A 19,300-nucleotide genomic window follows, 5' to 3' on the forward strand; every position below is an offset into this window, starting at 1 on the left:
TGCAGGTTCGGCTACGCGCTCGGCGGGAAGCAAGAAGTCGACCTCGATGCCCAAGCCCTCATCCTCGTTACAGTTTTCCTGATCCGCAGATTGCAGGCCATTCATGCACTACCCCTTCCTCGTCACTGATCCGCGCTCCGGCCTGCAATACCGCCTGACCGATACCGGTCTTGCCGAATTGTCCCTTGCCCCCATTTCTGCCGAATGGGCGCCGGGGCGTGCCATTGCCGAGGCGCCTGACCCGGTCTGGGCCGAAAGTCTTGCCAATGCGCCTGTCGAGACGATCTCGGCGGTGACCGCCGCGCTGACGGATCTTGTGCTGGCCACGCCGGATCTGAAGGTGCCGAACGTCGATCACCTGCCAGACAGCCGCGCCAAGCGGCATCTCTTGGCGCTGGTCGCGTTGTGGCAAAGGTTGGGGGATGCGCTGCCAGAGGGGCTGGCACCGATTTCCCATGTGCTGGCCCTGCCGCATGGGTCGTTCCTGGGCTCGTTGCCGGTGGTTGAAGGTTCGCTGGATCCTCTAGCTCCTGCGGCGCTGCAGGCGCTTTTTGCCCGGTTGCGGGACGAGTTCGGCACTGTTCCCGCAAGCGCCTATACGCCCCGGGCCGCAATCGGCAGCCGCCTGCACGCGCTGCAGGGCGGTGTTTCAGCGCAGGATATCGAGGCCGGGGTTCTGGATGACAGCCTCGCGTTCTATGGTCTGCGCGATCCCGCCGCCTGCGCCGATTTCGCCGCCGCCCAAGCCCGGGCGCTGATTGAGTCCGGCGTTTCGGCCCGTGAAATCGCCGTGCTGTCGGGCGATGATCTGCGCCAGATCGCGCGCGCTTTCTCAGCCCAGGGAGTGCCGCTCTCGGGCCTTCCGGGCCAATTACCCGAGCGAGATGTCATTGGCGAGACCGCGCTACATCTGGCGCTGGCCAAGCGACCGCCAACTCCGGCTATGGTCTTGGCGAGCCTCGCGCTTTCTCCCTTGATGCCCTGGGCGGCACAGACCGGGCGCGATCTTGCCGAAAGCCTCATGGGTGGCGATTTCCGAGGCGCCATCCTCACGGACACGCCCGCACATAAGGAACTGTGGGACGATATCCGCGCCTCGGCCGGCAGCTTGCCGCAGCTGCGATTCCTGCTGGACCGGATCTGCGAGCGGATCGGAAAAGGCGATCAGGTCCGCGCGCGGCTGACTGTCCCCCCCGGCGAAGGCACGCCGGATTGGGAGATAATCCTGCGTGGCATTCAGGTCGCGCCGCCCATGGTTGCGGACCCCGACCGCAATCTTGAAGGCGTCAGTCTCTGGTCCGCGCATGAAAGCCCGTGGCGCCCATGCCGCCATCTGATCGTCAGCGATTTCACCGACGGGCTTTACCCGACTCGCCCGCGTGCCAATCCGCTGTTTCTTGACAGCGAGATCGCTGCGATACACGCGGGAACCGGCGTTCACCTTCGCGGTCGGGCCGAGGGGCTGGCGCAAAGCCTCGCGTTACTTGATCAACAGCTTCAGGCGGTTTCCGGCAGCGTCACCTTCCTCATCCCATGGCGCGATCTGGCGGGCGGGCGCTTGCAACCTTCGGCCGGGTTGTCGCTGGTGGCACGGGCGGTGGCGGGCGTTGAGGATGCCAGCGATCTGATCACCGATCTGTCGCGTCAGAGTCCTGCGGAATGGCCGATTGCGTATCACCATCTGAGGCCGGTGCCGGAACCCGCGGAATTGCCTGAGGAGCTTGCTTTCCCGGGGCATGACCTTCTGTCCCTTCGTCGGCGCGATGACGGCACCGCCAAACCGCAATCGCCCTCACGGCTCGAGACGCTGCTTGTCAGCCCGCTCGCCTGGCTTCTGGCCGAGGTTGGGGCCGAGGATATGTCTTGGTCGACCGAAGAACTCGACGTGATGGCAAGGGGCAATATCGCCCATGATGTCTTTGAGCATGTCTTCCTGAAGGATCAGCCGTTCCCGGAAACCGAGGCGCTGGCAGAACTGATCGCCGAGGCCTATGACCGTGCGCTCACCCGTCACGCGGGCTATCTGCGCAGCCCGTCATGGGAGATGGAGCGCCACGGTTTGGAGCGTGAGATCATGGCGGCGGCCCTGCGCTGGCGCGACCATTTGCTGGCGCTCAATGCCAAGATCATCGGCAATGAAATCTGGCTGGCCGGTGAGGCGCATGGCATCAATCTGCATGGCAAGGCCGACGCGATCCTTGAACTGCCTGATGGTGCGCTCTTGATCATCGATCACAAGAAAAGCGGCACCAAGGGCCGACGGCAGCGGATGGAGGCGGGCTGGGATCTGCAGGCAGGGCTTTACGCCGATATGATAGCGCGGCCCATGCGGCGCGAGGGTGATGGCATGGACCCGCTGATCGGCCGCAAGGTGGCGGTCGCCTATCACCTGATGAATGATGGCGGGCTGCTGACTTCGGGTTTGGTCTTGCCCGAGGGCTCGCCCGCCCGCGACATGGGCGATGCGGTGAATGCCGGGGCGGTAGCCAAGCTGGCGGAACGCTTGGCCGAACTTGGTGCAGGACGGGTCGTGCTGAACACCTCTGAGGATGCGGCCTTCTTCAAGAAAGAAGCCGGCTTCACCCCATATGCGCTGACCGATGGCTCGGCCCTGGTCACCGCCTTCATCCGCACGCTCGAGGAGGAATGACCATGGCCCCCGTCAATGCAGATCAAGGTCTGGTCATCGTTCCCGCGGGTGCCGGCGCGGGCAAGACCCACCGCATCAAGACCCAGCTGTCCGATTGGGTGAAACGCGGCATTGTCCGGCCCGAACGTATCCTTGCCGTCACCTTTACCGAGGCCGCGGCTGGCGAGTTGCGCGAAAGGATCCGTGCCGGCCTTCTGGCCGATGGACTGGTCGCCGAGGCGATGGCGGTCGAGCGCGCCTATGTCTCGACCATACATGGACTGGGCCTGCGGCTTTTGACCGAACATGCTCTGGCGGCTGGCGCCTCGCCGCAGCCGCGCCATCTGGGCGATGCCGAGCGGGATCTGCTGATCCGTCAGGCACTGGCACATGCCAAGGCGCTGGACCCGATCAAGGCCGCGCCCGAGCGGTTCGGTTACGCCCCGAACTTCGTGAAGGGCGAGACGGTCGAAGACAGTTTGCGCGCCCGGGTGCTATCGATGATCGACCTCTTGCGCGGCCTTGGGGACAAGGGGCGTGACGCTGGCCTGATCGCTCCGGCACTGACGCGGCTGGATACGGTTTACGGGCCGGTTCTGGATGACCCTATCGCCGCGACCACCGCGTTGCAGACGGCCGTGCAGGTCATGATCGCAGCCTTTCCCGAGGGAGGCATGGCCGGGATCACCGCCAAAACCAATGTCGAGAAGCTGGAGAAAAACCTCGCGCTTTTCAAACGTGTTGATCGCGCGCCCGATCTTCTGGATCGGGATTGGCAGGTCTGGAACGATCTGCGCAGCCTGTTCATCTCTAACCGCTCCAGCAAGACGCCTGCGGGATATGACGACCTTGCCACGGCGATCATGGCGGCGGCGGATGTGCTGCCCTGCCATCCCGGCCCGCTGGCCGATGCTAAGCTGCACCTGTCCTGCCTGATCGCCTGCGCGCAAGAGGTGATGGCGGCCTATGAGACCCGCAAGAAGGCGCTCGGCCTGATCGACTTTGCTGATATGATCACCGGGGCTGAGCACCTGCTCCGCACCGACCTCGCCGTGCGGCAAGCGGTGCTGGACGAGATCGACTGCGTCATCATCGACGAATTCCAGGATACCAACCCTGTGCAATTCGCGCTTTTGTGGCAGTTGGGCCAGCACGCGCCGCGTACACTGCTGGTGGGCGATGTCAAACAGTCGATCATGGGGTTTCAGGGCGCCGATCCGCGCCTATCCATAGCGCTGGCGGCGGCAAACCCCGATGCGACCCAGCCTTTGGACCGCAACTGGCGCTCGACCCCAGCCATCATGCAATTCGTCAATGCGATGGGGGCTGGCCTCTTTGGGCAGGGCTATAACCCGCTGGCGCCGACCCGCGATGCGGTCGCAGGTCCCGCGATCGAGGTTCTGAACGCTACGCAGGGACGGCGCTCACAAAAGTATTCGCAGCCCCCAGAACACATCGCCGAGCGCATCGCCCGTATCCTGACTGATACTGAGACCATCACCGACCGCAACACGAAGGCCGCCCGGCCGGCGCGGCCTTCGGATATCGCGCTCTTGGTCTGCCGCCACACCACCGCCGCCCGCTATGCCGAGGAATTGCGCGCGCGCGGCGTTCCGGTGCGGATCGCTGAGGATGGCTGGGCGAAAAGCCCGGTGATTGTTGCCGCCCGCGCCGCGCTGGCCTTTGCCGCCAATCCGGCGGATATCCATGCCGGGCTGCTCTTGCGCACGCTTGGCGCGGACCCGCTGCCCTTGCAGGAGGCGCTATCCGCCCAAATGGAAGGGCGGTTGGTGGATGACCCGGTGCTGATGCGGCTCGCCGCTCTGTCGAACCTTTTGGCCCGCCTGCCGGTGGGTGCGGCCCTTGATCTGGTGTTGGATGCCGCCGGCCTGCGCCTCTGGGCGGAACGTCAGCCTGACGCCGCCCAATCCCGTGCCGATCTTTTGCGGCTAGAGGCTGAGGCGGGTGAGTTCGAAGCCGCGCATCGCGATCTCAAATCCGCCTCGGGGTTCCACGGCGAGACTGCCAAGATATTTCTCGGCTGGCTCGACGCCCGTGGGAGCGAGCGCGATTTCGACCGTCATCCCGATCCTTCCGCCAACAGCGCCGAGGCGGTGGAGATCGTCACCTGGCACGCCTCCAAAGGGCGGGAATGGCCGATCACTGTCGTCGCCGAGTTCGACTATGGCATTGAGGAACGTGCGGGGGCCACTGCGACCCGTTTCGATGCCCTGGACCGCATCGACGATATGGCGGTGGTGCTGGGGTCCGCGAGCCTGATCCACACGCCCGGCTTTGCCGCGCCCGAGGCGACCCGCCGTTTCATCGAAGACCGCCGCGCCGATTTTGAAACCAATGCGAAAAACCTTCTCTATGTCGCCCTGACCCGTGCCCGTGACCGGATGGTGCTGGAATGGCCGGGTTTTCTGAAGGACCGCGAAGAAGACGCGCCCGAGGCTACGAACCTGTTTCATATCCTGTCCGATACTTGCGCGCCGCAGATCGGGGCGGGCAGCCTGCGCATCAATGGCGTGGATTGCCCGGCGCTGATCACGCAACTGCCTGAAGAGGCGGGATTTACCGAGTACGCAGGCGGTGCGGCAGCCTCAGCGCTGCGATTCGGTGCCGCTGCGCCGTTGCCCGTGACACCGCTGACACCCTGGCGGCTGCAGCCCTCGCAAACCCGTAGTGCGGGGGTGCCGCCCGTGTCCCGCCGTATCAACATCGGAGCACCCTGGCCAAAGGCACTGAACGATGCCTACCGCGGCACAGCACTGCATCTGGCGCTGCGCACATACCTGACCCGGCCCGATCTGGCCCCGACTTTGGCTCTCGCGACCGGGCTTGACGACGCCACTCTTGCGCTAGTGGCCGAGCGCGCCACGGCGCTGAAAGCCTGGCTTGCCGATCAGGGCTATACGGACCTGCGCGCCGAGATTCCGGTGCTTGGCCACACGCCCGAGGGTGCAGAGATCCCCGGAGCCCTCGACCTTCTCGCCATCGGCCCGGCAGGCGCGATGCTGATCGACCATAAATCCGGCGGCGGCGGTGACGGGTTTGGCCCCTATTGGCCACAGCTTTCCAGCTATGCTGGACTGTTGGCCGGACTATACCCGCAGCATCCGCTGCAGGGCGTGGCGGTGTTCTGGGTCGATCACGGTTGGCTGGAACTGGCAGATGAGGGCGCGTCGGCGGGAGCTTTCGCACAGGCCAGAGTTAACTGATGCCCTGGGGAATACTTGCGCCCGATACCGTGGTTTCGCAACGGCGCCAGCAGAACCTCGGGCTTGCGGCGGCGGTTCGTCATTTCAATGATCGGGCGGTCCCCGGAATCGGCGGCATGTGGTTTCCCATGCCCATCCTTTGGTCGGTTCTGGCGATCTCTATCGCCGAGGAACTTGGTGTGCCGGCACTGCCTGTCGGCAACGCGGTCGAAGCGCGTGTCATGCTTGAAGTCATCGCGGGTCCGCAGGATCGCCGCGTGCGAGGGGCGCGGAAGATGCAGGGCTTGAAGGATAGCAGTTTCCACAATCTCAGGCGTCGCGGAACTTATGTGGTTCAGCCGATCCGCATGGCGATGGTGCAGCCTCTGGTCGCACTCGGGTTCGTGCAGGGCAGCCGCTACGGCGCGTTCCGCATACATAGCGCTGGAAGAGAGCTGTTGGAGCTGAATGCGATGAAAGAACCGCGCCGTTTGCTTGGTGCCTGGGCGCATGGCAGGCAGCCACATGGCCTGAAGGAGGCCCTGACAGTGCTTTCCCCGGTTGGGGCTGTCCCGGAAGCGGTGCGTAAACTGATCCTTGCCCGATTGCTCGACGGAAATGATCCCGGCTCGACCCGGCGCCGGGCCCTGGCGCGCCTCGGCACTGGCCCCAGCTCCGCGCATTTGGATCAGGAAACCGCATTGGCGGGGCTGGCGCCGGATCATTGGTCGGATTTGCGCGCAGGAGCGGCTTTTATGGATCTGCGCGATGCTGCGTTGTCGGTGTTGGACCAGTTGGAACAGCACTTGCTGAAGCTTCGCGACGATAATCAGCCTGTGCGCCTGTCAGAAGCGGAGGCAGCCGAAGTCGCCGCCGAGCCGCTGAAACAATTGCGCGATCTGGCCTCGGCAAAAGGCGCGCTTGTCGATCAGGGCAATGAGGAGACTAGCCGCAGATTTATCGCGGAAATCCGAAATCTGTCCGATCAGCAGCTGATCCAGAGGCTGGCCGCGCGCGATTCTACCGTAATTTTTCAGTGCGAAGGCCACATTGTTCTCGGGCCGGCTGCGGGCGAGTTGCGGGGCAGCTCGGAGACCCAGGACGAGAATCGGCCCCCTCAGGACGAGGCCTTCGCGCCGCAGCTTTTCCGGCTGCACAATCTTCATTGTCTGGTGACGGAGCTGTCCGGAAAGGTGAACCCGGGCAGCCGTGACGCGGGATAGGAGGCCGTCTGATGCAGAACACGACGCTCTACTCCCTCTTCATGCCGCCCGAAGATTGTTATGGCGACTTTGGCCTTATGTGCGGCTTCACCGCGACGCGGCAGGTCCTGGGGCAGATCCGCCGAACATTCACAGGCGAGATGGCGCGCCCGGTGCTGGCCGCCTTCATCCATCCAACAGTGAATGCGATCTCGGACGTTCCGGGACTTGCCTGGATGTGGATGCGCCTCGTGGGACGCGGCTACAACCTTCTCCATGCCAAGGTGGCGCTTCTGGGTTTTCGCAAGCGCGGCGGAGATGGCTATGTCATTCGCCTCGCTGTCAGCACGGGGAACTGGACACAGGATCCGCTTACTCGCAGCATCGACCTGTTCTGGTTGATCGATCTGGACTCTGCTGTGCCTGACGCACAGGACATTGCCGATATCCGCGCTGCGCATGAGATGTTTGGATGGCTGCGCGAGCGGGCAGATTGCGCCCTGATCGAACGCAGTTTTGACGGGCACCGGCCAGACGCCCTGCTGGAGGCCGCGATCACAGCCTTGCCCAGGTCATCCGCGCGTCCCCGCTTCATCGACAGCCGCAATCAGGCGCTGTTTCCTCAGGTGATCGAGCGCCTGGGTACCAAAAAGAAGGCCGACCGTCTCATCCTCGGGTCTGGCTATTTCGAGAGCGACGGCGATGGTGCTGCTGGCCTGCCAGAGCGACTGCGCCGCGCATTGGTGCAGGAGAAATCCCTGACGAAAACAGCGGCTCTCGACCTGTTTCTCAACCCGTCCTCCTGTCAGGGGCTTGCTGCCCGGGCCGGTGCCTTGATTGACGCAGGCTGGAACTTGCGCCCTCCGCGCTCTGTCTTGCATGGAACTGATGGGTGCCTGCATGCAAAATTTGTGGTGCTGGCGTCGGGCGAGACCGAGGCCTCGGGACGGGCTTATCTTGGATCCGGCAATCTGAGCATGAACGGGTTTGAGCGTGCCGCAAGCGCCGGGGGAAACCTTGAGGCAGGTGTGATCGTCGATCTGCCGGGAGGACTGAAATGGCCGCGACGCAGAGACACGCGGAACGGTATCGCCGCTGTTTTGCCGATCCAGTTCACTGATGTGGTGACGCCCGAGGCCCTGCAGCAAGGGGAAGGCTTTGTGCGCCCCGATGAGCCAGAAACCCAGCCGCCAGTTGCGTGGCTTATATGGCAAGACGGGGTGCTCTCGGCCCCCGAAGACAAATCGGTGATGGTGATTGGTGTCGATGCGGCTCAGGCCCAGACACCTTGTCCATGGCCTGCACCGGCTCCAGCGATTGTGACACTCGCGGAGGGCGGCTGGCGGCTGCCTGTCATTTCTTCCGAAGCACTTGTTGTCGCTCGCCCCTCCGATATGTCGGTCGAAGATATCCTTGCCAGCCTTGGCTCATTTCCCGAGCCAGGTGATGCTGACAGCGAAGATGAGGGTGAGGAAGGCGAAGAGCCGCTCACCGACGCCTCAGATACCACCGAAGCTCCGCCAGCTGCCTATCCCATTCGCAGGATGATGGAACTTCTGGTGCGTCTTTGTGAGACACAGGCAAGGTTGGACCCGCGGGACTGGCAAAGGTGGTGTCGGGAGTTGCAACAGAACCTTTGCGCTATCGCGTCTCGCGAAAAAACGATGCTCGAGTTCTTCCGGAACGCCAGGGCAAATCCTCTGCCTGCTCTGGCAGATCCGCGTATGCGCCCGGAAGAGGTTTCGCCAGACCTATTGAGAGATGCGCTTTTGGCAGTGTCCGTCGCGTGGGAGCTCAGCGCTTACCCATCGCTCTGGGAACGGGAGGCCGCGTGATGGTGGACTGGAACGAGGTCGCGAGCATTCTGGATCGTATCGCAGGGACGTCTGATGATACCCTGCTAGATCATGGCCAGAAGGCGAGTGTCACAGAACTAGCGTGCCGTATCCGGGCGGGCCAACGCTCGGCCCTGCTGGCTGATGAGGTGGGTATGGGCAAGACCCGCATTGCGGCGGCGCTGATCGCAGCGGTGTGGGAGGCGGGCGGGCGCAGCGCCATTGTTCTGCCCGCGGGCCTTGGGGCACAATGGCAACAGGAACTGAAACGGTTCAACGCCGACGACAAGACATTGCTGCCGCTGCGCAGCTATGATGGTTTCATCTCCGGTTTCTTGCACGATACCGATGCGGAGGGGAGCGCAAGACGGTTACACAGCCATAAGGAGTGGCTTTCGGATCGCCGCAAGCAGCGTGAGTTGCCGGAGAACGGCTGGGCCGCCGAAGAGATCATAATGATCTCTCATTCCTTCGCGAACATGCAGTTTCCCAATCGTGGAGAAGGCCCCGCTGGAGGCTGGCGCCGGGAACTCTTACCCAACGTCGCCCGCCTGATTGACGGCCGACGGCGCAACTTCATGCGCGAAAATTTCCATTCGGGTGAGGTGGGCTATGTATATGCCAGTCGCCGTGCGGCGCGGCACATTGCCCAAACGATTCTGGACCACGAACTGCCGCGCGATGCCATTAACGGCGATCAGAAATGGCTTTCGGCGGACGATTACAAGAACAGGATCCTGCCGCTGATCGGCTATGGCCTGGGTCAGTTTGATCTCATAGTCGTTGACGAAGCCCACAAGGCGCGCGGCGCAGATTCAAGCCTTTCGCGCATTCTCGGCCCGGTAAGCTGGGAAGCGGATGATCCTTTTCGTCTGGGCATGACCGCAACCCCGGTCGAGCTGGACTCCAGCCAGTGGATCGACACGCTGGAGCGACTCAATGGTCGCGATGACGATCAGGATATTACTGCGCTCGCAGAGCTGACGGAATGGATCACCGGCTATGTGGATGTTGTTCGTCGGATTCAAACCGAAGAACTGGACGAGACGCTGACCGGGGAATTCGAGACCTCCGCCCGGCAGTTCTACGCAGCATTGCGACCACACGTCCTGCGCCGGGACAAACGAAGTGACCCCGAATTCTGCGTCTTCAAAGACAGTCATGGTGATTATCGTGAGGTCACCGATATCCCGGTTTCACCGGAGGCAGACGGTTTTACCCGTGACTGGTTGCGCCGCTTTTGTGCGGCTGAGGCGCTGTCGTTACTCCCTCAGGATGATCCGCGTGTGAAACGGGTCAGGCTCGCCGTTGCCCAGGGGTATGGGTTCGGCTTTGGAGAGGATGAGGAAGACAGCCCTTCAGGCATGACAGATGCAAACCTCGTTGGTCCGGCGGGGTTTTGGACGGAAGCTTTCACCGCTGAGAGCAACGACATCTATAGCCACCCTGCGATCCTGGCGGCTGTGAGACAAATCGAGGCCTATACACGGGCCGGCGAGAAAGTGCTCGTCTTCGGCAGGTTCCTGACGCCGATGAATGTGCTGACCAGACTGCTGGACGCGCGTGAGATGCTGCGTCGTTTGCGAGACGGACAGCACTGGCCTGCCAGTGGGATCGGGGAAAGCAATATAGCAGCCGTCATTGCGGCGATGAGGGATCCTGATCTTGCGGTGTCGGGTGGGGTCGACGAAATCGATGTGATGTTGAAAACCCGCTATCAGGAGTGGGCGAGCGAGCGCCGGGCTGAACTCGCACGGCTTCATCGGGAGTTGGAAGACCTTGCGCTGGAGGGAGGAGCTGCCGCATTTCTGTCAGAGATTCTGCGCCATGAGGACGGCAAACAAGACCTTCAATTCGGGGCATTGCTCGAGGCACTTGGTGGCAGGCGGGAAGTTGCGGGCGCTTCCTGGACGGGGCGGGAAATGCTCGGGCTGTTCGAAAAACTGCTCATGGAGCTTGCCGGGGATGATGAAGCAGAGAACAACGATACGCAGAAAGCCCGGCTGGATGCCTGGCTGAACGATTATTCCGGGCGCGAGGGCAACTTCGCCAGGATGATGTCAGGCGCAACCGCACCGCAAACGCGGCGTATGCTGCAATCTGCATTCAACCGGTCGTCCAGTTGGCCGATGGTGCTCCTCGCGCAATCCCGCGTCGGGCGTGAGGGCCTGAATCTGCATGAGGCCTGTCGCACAGTGATTCTACTGCACGCGGAGTGGAATCCCGGCATTGTCGAGCAGCAGATTGGGCGTGTGGATCGCAAGAACAGTCTTTGGCTTCGCGAATGGCGGAAATGGAGGGATCATGGTGATGGTCTCCCGCCCCGCATTCGGGTTCACCCTGTTGTCGTCAGTGGCACATACGACGATCACAACTGGCAGGTTCTCAAGGCGCGTTGGCTGGAACTGAGGGCGCAGTTGCATGGCGATGTCCTACGTCCCGTTCCAGGTCGGTCAGAGGTGACAGATGACAAACGAACCTGCGCTGACCGCGTTCGGCGCGCAGTGCCGGATTTTTCGCCGGGAAGACGTGGCGGTTGAATTGTAGTGTAACCGATACTCACGCTGCTGTTCGGAATAGGACGGAATGAAAGCTGCTATTTTTAGCAACCATTCTCCCCGAGTTGGATTTGGCGTTGATAGGAAAATGGATGTTAGTAGGTCGCAAGTAATGGTGGTTGCAGCCTCCCGCAACCATCTTTACCGGCGTCGATTGCAAGTTGTGATCGATGCCGGTCCCCGCAACCATCTTTACTTGCTCGGGCAACAAGTGAAGATTAGATCCAGCCCCCGCAACCAATATTTTCGAACATCAAAACGCCCCAGACGGTAACCCGCTGGGGCGTTTTTGCGTTTGTGGCTACCTTGAAGTGGGCTTCAGACAGGGCGTCGGCGACGGTCGTGAGGGCAGCGGAAGATGCGCTGGTGCGTTCTGCAGTGGCAGCCAGCCGCATATTGTCAGTATTTGCTTACGTAGTTAGGGGGCTGATATTGCTGGCTATCTTGCCGGGAATGCAGCCCTGCCCTCGCACTATCGGGACAAGATCAGATCTTGTGCCGGCGGTTGACGCTTGCCGGCCGGCCCTTGATGGATAGCGCGGTGTCTCGGCGTGGCCGCTCTGCTACCACCTTGCCGCGGGCGACGACGCACAGCCGTTCGGCGCGCAAGCGGAGCGCCTCGATCGGATCACCCGCATCTAGGATCACGAGAGATGCCGTCTTGCCGACCTCGATTCCAAGATGATCGAGGCCCATGATCTCGGCGTTGCCCTTGGTCACCATGTCGAAGCAGTGGCGCATATCCGCCGGCGACGACATCTGTGCCACATGCAGGCCCATGAAGGCGACGTCGAGCATGTCGGCGGTGCCGAGCGAATACCAGGGGTCCAGCACGCAATCCTGTCCCCAGCCGACGCGGATGCCGTATTTCAGCATTTCCGGAACGCGCGTCATGCCGCGGCGTTTCGGATAAGTGTCGTGCCGACCCTGCAGCATGATGTTGATAAGGGGGTTCGGAATCACCGACAGATCGGCTTCTGCGATCAACGGCAGCAGCTTGGACACGTAGTAGTTGTCCATCGAGTGCATCGACGTCAGGTGTGAACCCGCAGCTCGTCCCTGCAGGCCGAGCCGCTGCGTTTCATAGGCCAACTGCTCGATATGCCGAGATTCCGGATCGTCGGTCTCGTCGCAATGCATGTCGACCATCAAGCCGCGCTCTGCGGCGATCTGGCAAAGCTCGGTCACGGATTTGCGTCCGTCTTCCATGGTGCGCTCGAAATGCGGAATGCCACCGACGATATCGACGCCAAGGTCGAGCGCCCGCAGTGTGTTCTGGCGAGCAGTGGGCGAGCGGTAGAGGCCGTCCTGGGGGAAGGCGACCAGTTGCAGATCGATGTAAGGCGCGACCTCCTTCTTCACTTCAAGCAGGGCTTCAACCGCCAGCAGGCGGTCGTCGCAGACATCGACATGGGTGCGGATGGCGAGCAGACCCATCGATACGGCCCAGTCGCAATAGGAAAGCGCGCGCTGCTTCACTGCCTCATGCGTAAGCAATGGCTTCAGTTCTCCCCACAGCGCGATGCCTTCGAGCAATGTGCCGGACGCATTGATGCGCGGTATGCCGTAGGACAGCGTCGCGTCCATATGGAAATGCGGATCGACAAATGGAGAGGAAACGAGATTTCCCGTGGCATCGATCGTCCTTGCCGCTTGCGCGTCGATCCCCTGTTCGATCGCGGCGATCTTGTCGCCGTTCACACCGATGTCGACAACGCGCCCGTCGGTAAGCGTTGCGGATTTGACGATCAGGTCGAAGCTCATCTTTCACCCTTCTGGTAGGGAATCATCAGCGCCTTTGGATAGGTTGCTCGGCGGGCAACGACAATCAGCGCCAGTATGGACAGCGCATAAGGCAGCATCAGGAATATCTGGTAGGGAACTATACCGCCGGAAAGCTGCTGCAGCCGGATCTGGTAGGCGTCGAAAGCCGCGAACAGGATCGCGCCGATCAGCGCCTTGCCCGGCCGCCACGAACCGAACACCACCAGCGCGATGCAGACCCAGCCGCGGCCGTTGATCATGTTGAAGAAAAACGAGTTGAAGGCGGACATGGTGAGGAACGCGCCCCCTATCGCCATCAGCGCGCTGCCGGCCATCACCGCGCCCGTGCGGATCGCCGTCACAGAAATGCCCTGCGCCTCGACAGCAGACGGATTCTCGCCTACCGCGCGCACCGCCAGCCCGAGCGGCGTGCGGTAAAGCACCCATGCGACAACAACGACCGAAGCAAAGGCCAGATATGTCAGCGGTGTCTGGGTAAACAGGGCTTCGCCGACGATAGGCAGCTTGGAAAGACCGGGGATCGCCCAAGGCTCGAACGGCACGATCTTGGGCGGCGATGTCACTTCCGGCAGGGCAAGCCGGTAGAAATAGTAGGTCAGGCTGGTCGCCAACATCGTGATGCCGATGCCGACGACGTGTTGCGATAGCCCGAGCGGCACGGTCAAAACGGAATGAAGCAGGCCAAGCGACATGCCGACAAATGCCGCAACCAGCACGCCGGTCCACAGGTCTCCGCCCAGATAGACGGTGAACCAGCCGGCGAAGGCCCCGGCGGTCATGATGCCTTCAATGCCGAGATTGAGGACGCCGGCGCGTTCGCAGATCAATTCACCCATGGTGGCGAAGATCAGCGGCGAGGCTATGCGAATGGCTGCGACCCAGAAGGAGGCGGTGAACAGGATTTCGAGAGCTTCCATCAGCGCCACCTTATCCTGTACCGCGACAGCATGATTGCGGTCACCATCGTCAAGAGCGACGTCGCGACGATGACGTCGGCAATGTAGCTCGGCACGCCCGCGGCGCGGCTCATGGCGGCGGCGCCGACGAATATGCCGGCAACGAAGATCGCGGAGAAAATGACGCCAATCGGATTGAGCATGGCGAGCATGGCGACGACGATGCCGGTGTAGCCAAACCCCGGCGACAGATCGAGGGTCAGGTTGCCTTTGAGGCCGGCGACTTCGGAGAAGCCGCCAAGCGCCGCGATGCCGCCGGAAAGCAGCGCGGTCTTCATCACGATGCCGTTCACCGGCATGCCGAGGAAGCGGGCGGCTCCCGCATTGTGGCCGACCGCGCGCATCTCATAGCCAAGCACCGTCTTCTTCATCACGAACCACAGCGCGATCGCCAAGGCGACGGCGATGACAAAACCGTAGTGCAGCCGCTTGCCGGTGATGATGCGCGGCAATTGCGCCTCGGTTATCACCTTGGCCGATTGCGGCCAGCCTAGGCTCATCGGGTCTTTCAGCACGCCTTCCAGCAGCATCGATACGAAGAGCAGCACGATGAAGTTCAAAAGCAGCGTGGTCACCACCTCGTCGACGCCGAAGCGGATTTTCAGCCAGGCCGGACCGGCCAGCAAAACTGCCCCGCACAGCAGGGCCGCGAGCATGAGCAACGGGATGAGAATGGGTGCAGGCAATGGCAACGCGCCTGTGCCGAGGATAACGGTGACGGTCGCGCCGATGTAAAGCTGCGCCTCGGCCCCGATGTTCCACAGCTTGGCGCGGAAGGCGACGGCCACCGCCAGCCCGGTGAAGATCAAGGGTGTCGCACGCGTCAACGTCTCGAGAATGGCGAATTGTGATCCGGCCGCGCCCTTTAGAACGAGCCCGAACACCGAAATCGGGTTCGCGCCGGCTGCCATGACCAGCAACCCGGCAATGACGAATGTCGCCAGCAATGCGCCGAGCGGATAGAGGATCGATGCGGCCAGCGAGGTTGCGGGTTTGGGTTCAAGCCGCATGCAGATTGCCTGTGCAGGAAGAGCGCCAGCTTCGGGTCAAATTCATCATGCCGCCTCGTGTCCAGCCATCATCTCGCCAATCTGGCGAACGGTCAGTTCGCCGCGCGCCGATGGCCGCGAAAGATGTCCCTCCGAGATCACCACGATCCTGTCGGAAAGCGCCAGCAGCTCCTCAAGATCCTCCGATATCAGCAGGATTGCCGCGCCGCGCGAGCGCGCTTCCAGAAGCTTTTGGTGGACATAGGCAACAGCGCCCACGTCAAGTCCGCGCGATGGCTGGTTGGCAAGGATCACCGACGGATCAGGATCGAGCGCACGCCCGAGAATGAGTTTTTGCATATTGCCTCCCGACAGCAATCTGATGCGTGCGTCGGGCGAGGGGCATTTCACGTTGTAGTCTTCGATGATCGACTGGGTGAACTTTCGCGCTGCTGCCCAGTCCAGCAGGCCGGAGCGGCTAAATCTTGCATCGCGATAGTGCTCGGCGATGACATTTTCCATCACGCTCATATCGGCGACCGCCCCTTGAGAGTGACGATCTTCCGGTACGCGTGCGATGCCGGCGGCGAGCGCTGCGCGTGGTGACCAGCCGGAAATGGCATTGCCATTGACCGTGACCGTTCCGGCTGAAGGAGTTTCCGTTCCGGCCACCAAACCGGCGAGCGCTGCTTGCCCGTTGCCGGAAACGCCGGCAATGCCGGTAATTTCCCCACCGTGCAAAATGAGGCTCGCCTGTTTCAAAGGCGTGCCATGTGCCTGGCGCACGGTCGACACGCCTGAGAGTTCAAACAGCACTGGCCCAAGCGGAACTGCGGGTACAGCGGGCGGAGTGATTTCGCGCCCGACCATCAGTTCGGCAAGTTCGCGCCGGTTTGTTTCGACGGTTCGTCTTTCCCCGGAGAGTTTCCCTGCGCGAAGAACCAGCACACGGTCGCTGGCCGCCATGACCTCGTGCAGCTTGTGCGAAATGAAGATGATCGAAAGCCCCTTTGCGACCAGAAGCTTCAGCGTCTTGAAAAGGGCATCCGTTTCCGTCGGCGTGAGCACGGCGGTCGGTTCGTCGAGGATCAGCACGCGGGCGTCGCGGTAGAGCGCCTTGAGGATTTCCACGCGCTGCCGTTCGCCAACCGACAGGTCCGCAACGAGCGCATCTGGCTTAACTGAGAGGCCGAAATCCTGCGCCAGGCCGGCAATCTTTGCCTTCGCTGCCGCGCGGTCCAGCCGGGGCCGAAACAGTGATTGGGTGCCAAGAGCAATATTGTCCAGCACCGTCATGTTGTCGGCCAGGGTGAAATGCTGGTGCACCATGCCAACACCGGCCGCCAATGCCGCCTTGGGGTCACCCGGAGGCAGGGTTTGGCCAAATACCTCGACGCCGCCTTCGTCGGCGACATAGTGGCCAAACAGGATGTTCATCAGCGTCGTCTTGCCGGCGCCGTTCTCACCCAGGAGCGCGATCACCTCGCCCTGGTTGACGTCGAACGAAATGGCATCGTTCGCCGTCAACGGGCCAAACCGCTTGGTAATGGATGTGAGACGAAGCGCCGGAATGTTCGTGCTCATGTGGTGCTATATCCCTGGCATCGCGGCCCAAGCGCCTGGAACGCTTGAGCGCGTCGATTTTGCCCACTGCGCTTTGACGAGGAGGTGAAGGGCGCCTTTGGAAGACGCCCTTCAAGCAGCATCAACTGGATTTTGGCTCGGCGTCGTTGATCTCGACGGTGAAGCTGCCGTCCTTGATCGCCTTTTCCTTCTCGGCAACCTTGCTCACCACATCGGCTGGAACCTTGCCTTCAAAGGCACCCAGCGGCGCGAGCGAGCAGCCGCCGCTCTTCATGAAGGAATAGACGCCGTAGTCTTCAGCCTTGAACGTGCCGGCCTTGACCTGCTCGATGGCGTGGTCGAGCGTCGGCTCGAAGTGCCAAAGTGCCGAGGCAACCACTGTTTCGGGATAGTCGCCCTGGGTGTCGATGACGTTGCCTACAGCCAGAACCTTGCGTTCCTTGGCGGCATCCGAAACGCCGAAGCGCTCTGCGTAGAGCAGGTCCGCGCCGGCATCGATCTGCGCAAAAGCGGTTTCCTTGGCCTTGGGCGGATCGAACCACGACCCGATGAAGGCCACCTGGAACTTGGTGTCCGGTGCCGTTTCCTTCACCCCGGCCATGAACGCGTTCATCAGGCGGTTCACTTCGGGGATCGGATAGCCGCCGACCATGCCGATATTCTTCGACTTGGTCATTGCGCCGGCAATCAACCCGGAAAGGTAAGAAGCGTCCTGGATGAAATTGTCGAAGGTCGAGAAGTTCGGCGCTGCCGCTGCATCCGGCTTGAAGCTCGATCCCATCAGGAACGCGACGTCGGGATAGTCCTTCGCCACGGCGCGGGCCGCGTCTTCCACGCCGAACACTTCGCCGAGGATCAGCTTGTGGCCTGCCTCGCAATATTCGCGCATCACGCGCTCATAGTCGGTGTTGGCGGTGTTTTCGGTAAAGACATATTCGATGTCGCCGCGTTCCTTGGCAGCATTCGCCGCCTTGTGGATGCGGCTCACCCACTGCTGCTCCACCGGCACCGTATAGACGGCGGCGACCTTGATCGGGTCGGCGGCGAATGCGCGGGTGGCCAAGCCACCGGTCATGGCAAGCGTGGCGCCTGCGCCCATGCCCTTGAGCACGGTGCGGCGAGATGGCGAAAACTGAGAAAGGATAGTGCGCGTCATGGCTAGTTCCCCTGGCTGGATCCAATTTATGGTTCGGCTTGGATTTTTTATCTTTTGGTCAAAGCTATCCAGATTTCCGGGTCTGCGCAATTCTCGCGAGGTAATATTCCTGGGAGTTCCAACCGGACGCCTTTCAGGCAACCCTCAACCCTCGGATCGGGGTTTCAGCATCGCCGAAAAGCGCGGATCGAATTCACCGCTGATCGGTTCGGCGGCTGCTCCAAGCGCGATCGACCACGGGTCAATGATGCCAAGCTTCAGCCGGGGCTGCGTCCGGTTCGGCCGGTCGGAAATCGACGGGATCAAGGGCTGCATCGCCTCGAACAGGCGGTTGGTCAGGGGCTCCGGCGCGGAACTGCTGATGATCACCGTGTCGGGGTCGAAGATGGTTTCGACGAGGTGGATGCTCCAGCGCAGATCGGCCGCCGCAGCCTCGAGCCAGGCTTCAAGCCGCTGGTCTTTGCCGGCAGACATTGCCAGTATCTTTTCGTGAAGCTCGGGATCGGCCGGATCGAGACCGACCTGCTTGTAAAGCGGAGCCAGCGAAGCCTGGTGCTCGAACGGCATCCGGTCCGCGCCTCGCGGCGAAAGCAGCGCGATGCCGATTTCACCGGCATTGCCATTGGCGCCCCGGTAGAGGTCGCCGTTCAGGATCAGCCCGGCGCCGATGCCATAGCCGACATAGATGCAGACGGCATGGTCGACGCCATTGGCCGCGCCGACAAGCCGCTCCGCCGTCGCGCAGGCCGCCGCATCGTTCTGCAGCCCGACATCGAGACCGGTTCCGCTGGCCAGCGTTTCCAGCAGGGGATAGGCCTGCCAGGCATCCATCGACCACGTATCGTCGCCGTTTGTATCGAGGCCGAACGGTCCCGGCATGGCGACGCCGAGGCCGACAAGCCGTTGCTCCGATTTTGCGGAAACTTTGGACAGTTGGCGACGCACTGAGGCGATCAGGCCCAGAATGACCGCAACGCCCTCAGCCGGGCTTGGCGGCAGCGGTGCCTGTTCGCGCACAAGCACATTCCCGACGAGATCGACGACGAGCGCGCGGGTTAGATAGCGGTCGATCTGCAGTCCGATGGCGAAGGCGCGTTCAGGAACGAGCGTATAGGGCGTAGAAGGCTGCCCACGGCCCTTGCGCACCGCTTCCTGCGCGGCGACGAAGCCGTCCGCTTCAAGCTCCTCGATGATGTTCGAAACGGCCTGCTTGGTAAGCCCCGTCGCCCGGGCAAGGTCGGCGCGCGAAAGCGCTCCGTTCAGCCGCAAAGCCTCGATCATGACCCGGCGGTTGTGCGCGCTCGTGCCTTCCTGGTTGCTGCCGCCTTTCGCCCGGATTTCGCGAATTTCAGCCACCTCCGAATTTCCCCTTGACACCAGTAAAGGATTGCAGAACAAATTAA

The 19,300-nt window shown here is 62.2% G+C and carries 11 protein-coding genes; 5 read left to right on the forward strand and 6 right to left on the reverse strand.

Translation table 11 applies throughout. The features are described 5' to 3' along the window. Window positions 1–292: 292 nt before the first annotated feature. From ACODTY_RS15000 to ACODTY_RS15020, 5 genes are all read left to right on the forward strand, one after another. Entirely contained in the window at window positions 293–2,650 is a 2,358-nt protein-coding gene (locus ACODTY_RS15000) for a PD-(D/E)XK nuclease family protein (protein ID WP_488995017.1), read from the forward strand. A gap of 2 nt (window positions 2,651–2,652) precedes the next feature. Beyond that, window positions 2,653–5,853: a UvrD-helicase domain-containing protein gene (locus ACODTY_RS15005; RefSeq protein WP_488995018.1), complete on the forward strand. Its 3,201-nt coding sequence runs from the start codon at window positions 2,653–2,655 to the stop codon at window positions 5,851–5,853. Window positions 5,854–6,074: 221 nt separating this feature from the next. Then, entirely contained in the window at window positions 6,075–7,055 is a 981-nt protein-coding gene (locus ACODTY_RS15010) for a hypothetical protein (RefSeq protein WP_488995019.1), read from the forward strand. Between the two features lie 11 nt (window positions 7,056–7,066). Then, on the forward strand, window positions 7,067–8,869 hold the full coding sequence (locus ACODTY_RS15015; RefSeq protein WP_309588358.1) for a phospholipase D-like domain-containing protein: 1,803 nt from the start codon (window positions 7,067–7,069) through the stop codon (window positions 8,867–8,869). Then, window positions 8,869–11,409, forward strand: coding sequence for a DEAD/DEAH box helicase family protein (locus tag ACODTY_RS15020; RefSeq protein ID WP_309588360.1), 2,541 nt, complete (start codon window positions 8,869–8,871; stop codon window positions 11,407–11,409). Before ACODTY_RS15015 ends, ACODTY_RS15020 begins: the two co-directional genes overlap by 1 nt. Before the next feature lie 504 nt (window positions 11,410–11,913). On the opposite strand, the gene ACODTY_RS15025 is transcribed toward ACODTY_RS15020, so the two are convergent. From ACODTY_RS15025 to ACODTY_RS15050, 6 genes are all read right to left on the reverse strand, one after another. Further along, complete coding sequence (locus tag ACODTY_RS15025) at window positions 11,914–13,191, reverse strand: amidohydrolase family protein (RefSeq protein ID WP_488995020.1); 1,278 nt, start codon at window positions 13,189–13,191, stop codon at window positions 11,914–11,916. After that, window positions 13,188–14,129 (reverse strand): ABC transporter permease, encoded by a 942-nt coding sequence (locus tag ACODTY_RS15030; RefSeq protein WP_488995021.1) that lies wholly within the window; start codon window positions 14,127–14,129, stop codon window positions 13,188–13,190. The genes ACODTY_RS15025 and ACODTY_RS15030 overlap by 4 nt, the downstream gene beginning before the upstream one ends. Continuing rightward, window positions 14,129–15,178 carry an ABC transporter permease gene (locus tag ACODTY_RS15035; RefSeq protein WP_488995022.1) on the reverse strand — a complete coding sequence of 350 codons (1,050 nt, stop codon included), beginning with the start codon at window positions 15,176–15,178 and terminating at the stop codon, window positions 14,129–14,131. Before ACODTY_RS15035 ends, ACODTY_RS15030 begins: the two co-directional genes overlap by 1 nt. Before the next feature lie 45 nt (window positions 15,179–15,223). After that, entirely contained in the window at window positions 15,224–16,741 is a 1,518-nt protein-coding gene (locus ACODTY_RS15040; protein ID WP_488995023.1) for an ABC transporter ATP-binding protein, read from the reverse strand. A gap of 121 nt (window positions 16,742–16,862) precedes the next feature. After that, a complete protein-coding gene (locus ACODTY_RS15045; RefSeq protein WP_488995024.1) occupies window positions 16,863–17,897 on the reverse strand; it encodes a BMP family protein in 1,035 nt (344 codons plus the stop codon). Window positions 17,898–18,041: 144 nt separating this feature from the next. Beyond that, window positions 18,042–19,253, reverse strand: a complete 1,212-nt coding sequence (locus ACODTY_RS15050) for an ROK family transcriptional regulator (protein WP_488995025.1) — start codon at window positions 19,251–19,253, stop codon at window positions 18,042–18,044. Window positions 19,254–19,300: the final 47 nt, after the last annotated feature.

This window comes from Mesorhizobium sp. FG116 (assembly GCF_057809835.1).

Bases quoted from the DNA above. Each gene is read 5' to 3' on its own strand.
- ACODTY_RS15005 (WP_488995018.1), top strand. From the start codon at position 2,653: ATGGCCCCCGTCAATGCAGATCAAGGTCTGGTCATCGTTCCCGCGGGT.
- ACODTY_RS15010 (WP_488995019.1), top strand. From the start codon at position 6,075: ATGCTTGAAGTCATCGCGGGTCCGCAGGATCGCCGCGTGCGAGGGGCG.
- ACODTY_RS15015 (WP_309588358.1), top strand. From the start codon at position 7,067: ATGCAGAACACGACGCTCTACTCCCTCTTCATGCCGCCCGAAGATTGT.
- ACODTY_RS15020 (WP_309588360.1), top strand. From the start codon at position 8,869: ATGGTGGACTGGAACGAGGTCGCGAGCATTCTGGATCGTATCGCAGGG.
- ACODTY_RS15025 (WP_488995020.1), bottom strand. From the start codon at position 13,191: ATGAGCTTCGACCTGATCGTCAAATCCGCAACGCTTACCGACGGGCGC.
- ACODTY_RS15030 (WP_488995021.1), bottom strand. From the start codon at position 14,129: ATGGAAGCTCTCGAAATCCTGTTCACCGCCTCCTTCTGGGTCGCAGCC.
- ACODTY_RS15035 (WP_488995022.1), bottom strand. From the start codon at position 15,178: ATGCGGCTTGAACCCAAACCCGCAACCTCGCTGGCCGCATCGATCCTC.
- ACODTY_RS15040 (WP_488995023.1), bottom strand. From the start codon at position 16,741: ATGAGCACGAACATTCCGGCGCTTCGTCTCACATCCATTACCAAGCGG.
- ACODTY_RS15045 (WP_488995024.1), bottom strand. From the start codon at position 17,897: ATGACGCGCACTATCCTTTCTCAGTTTTCGCCATCTCGCCGCACCGTG.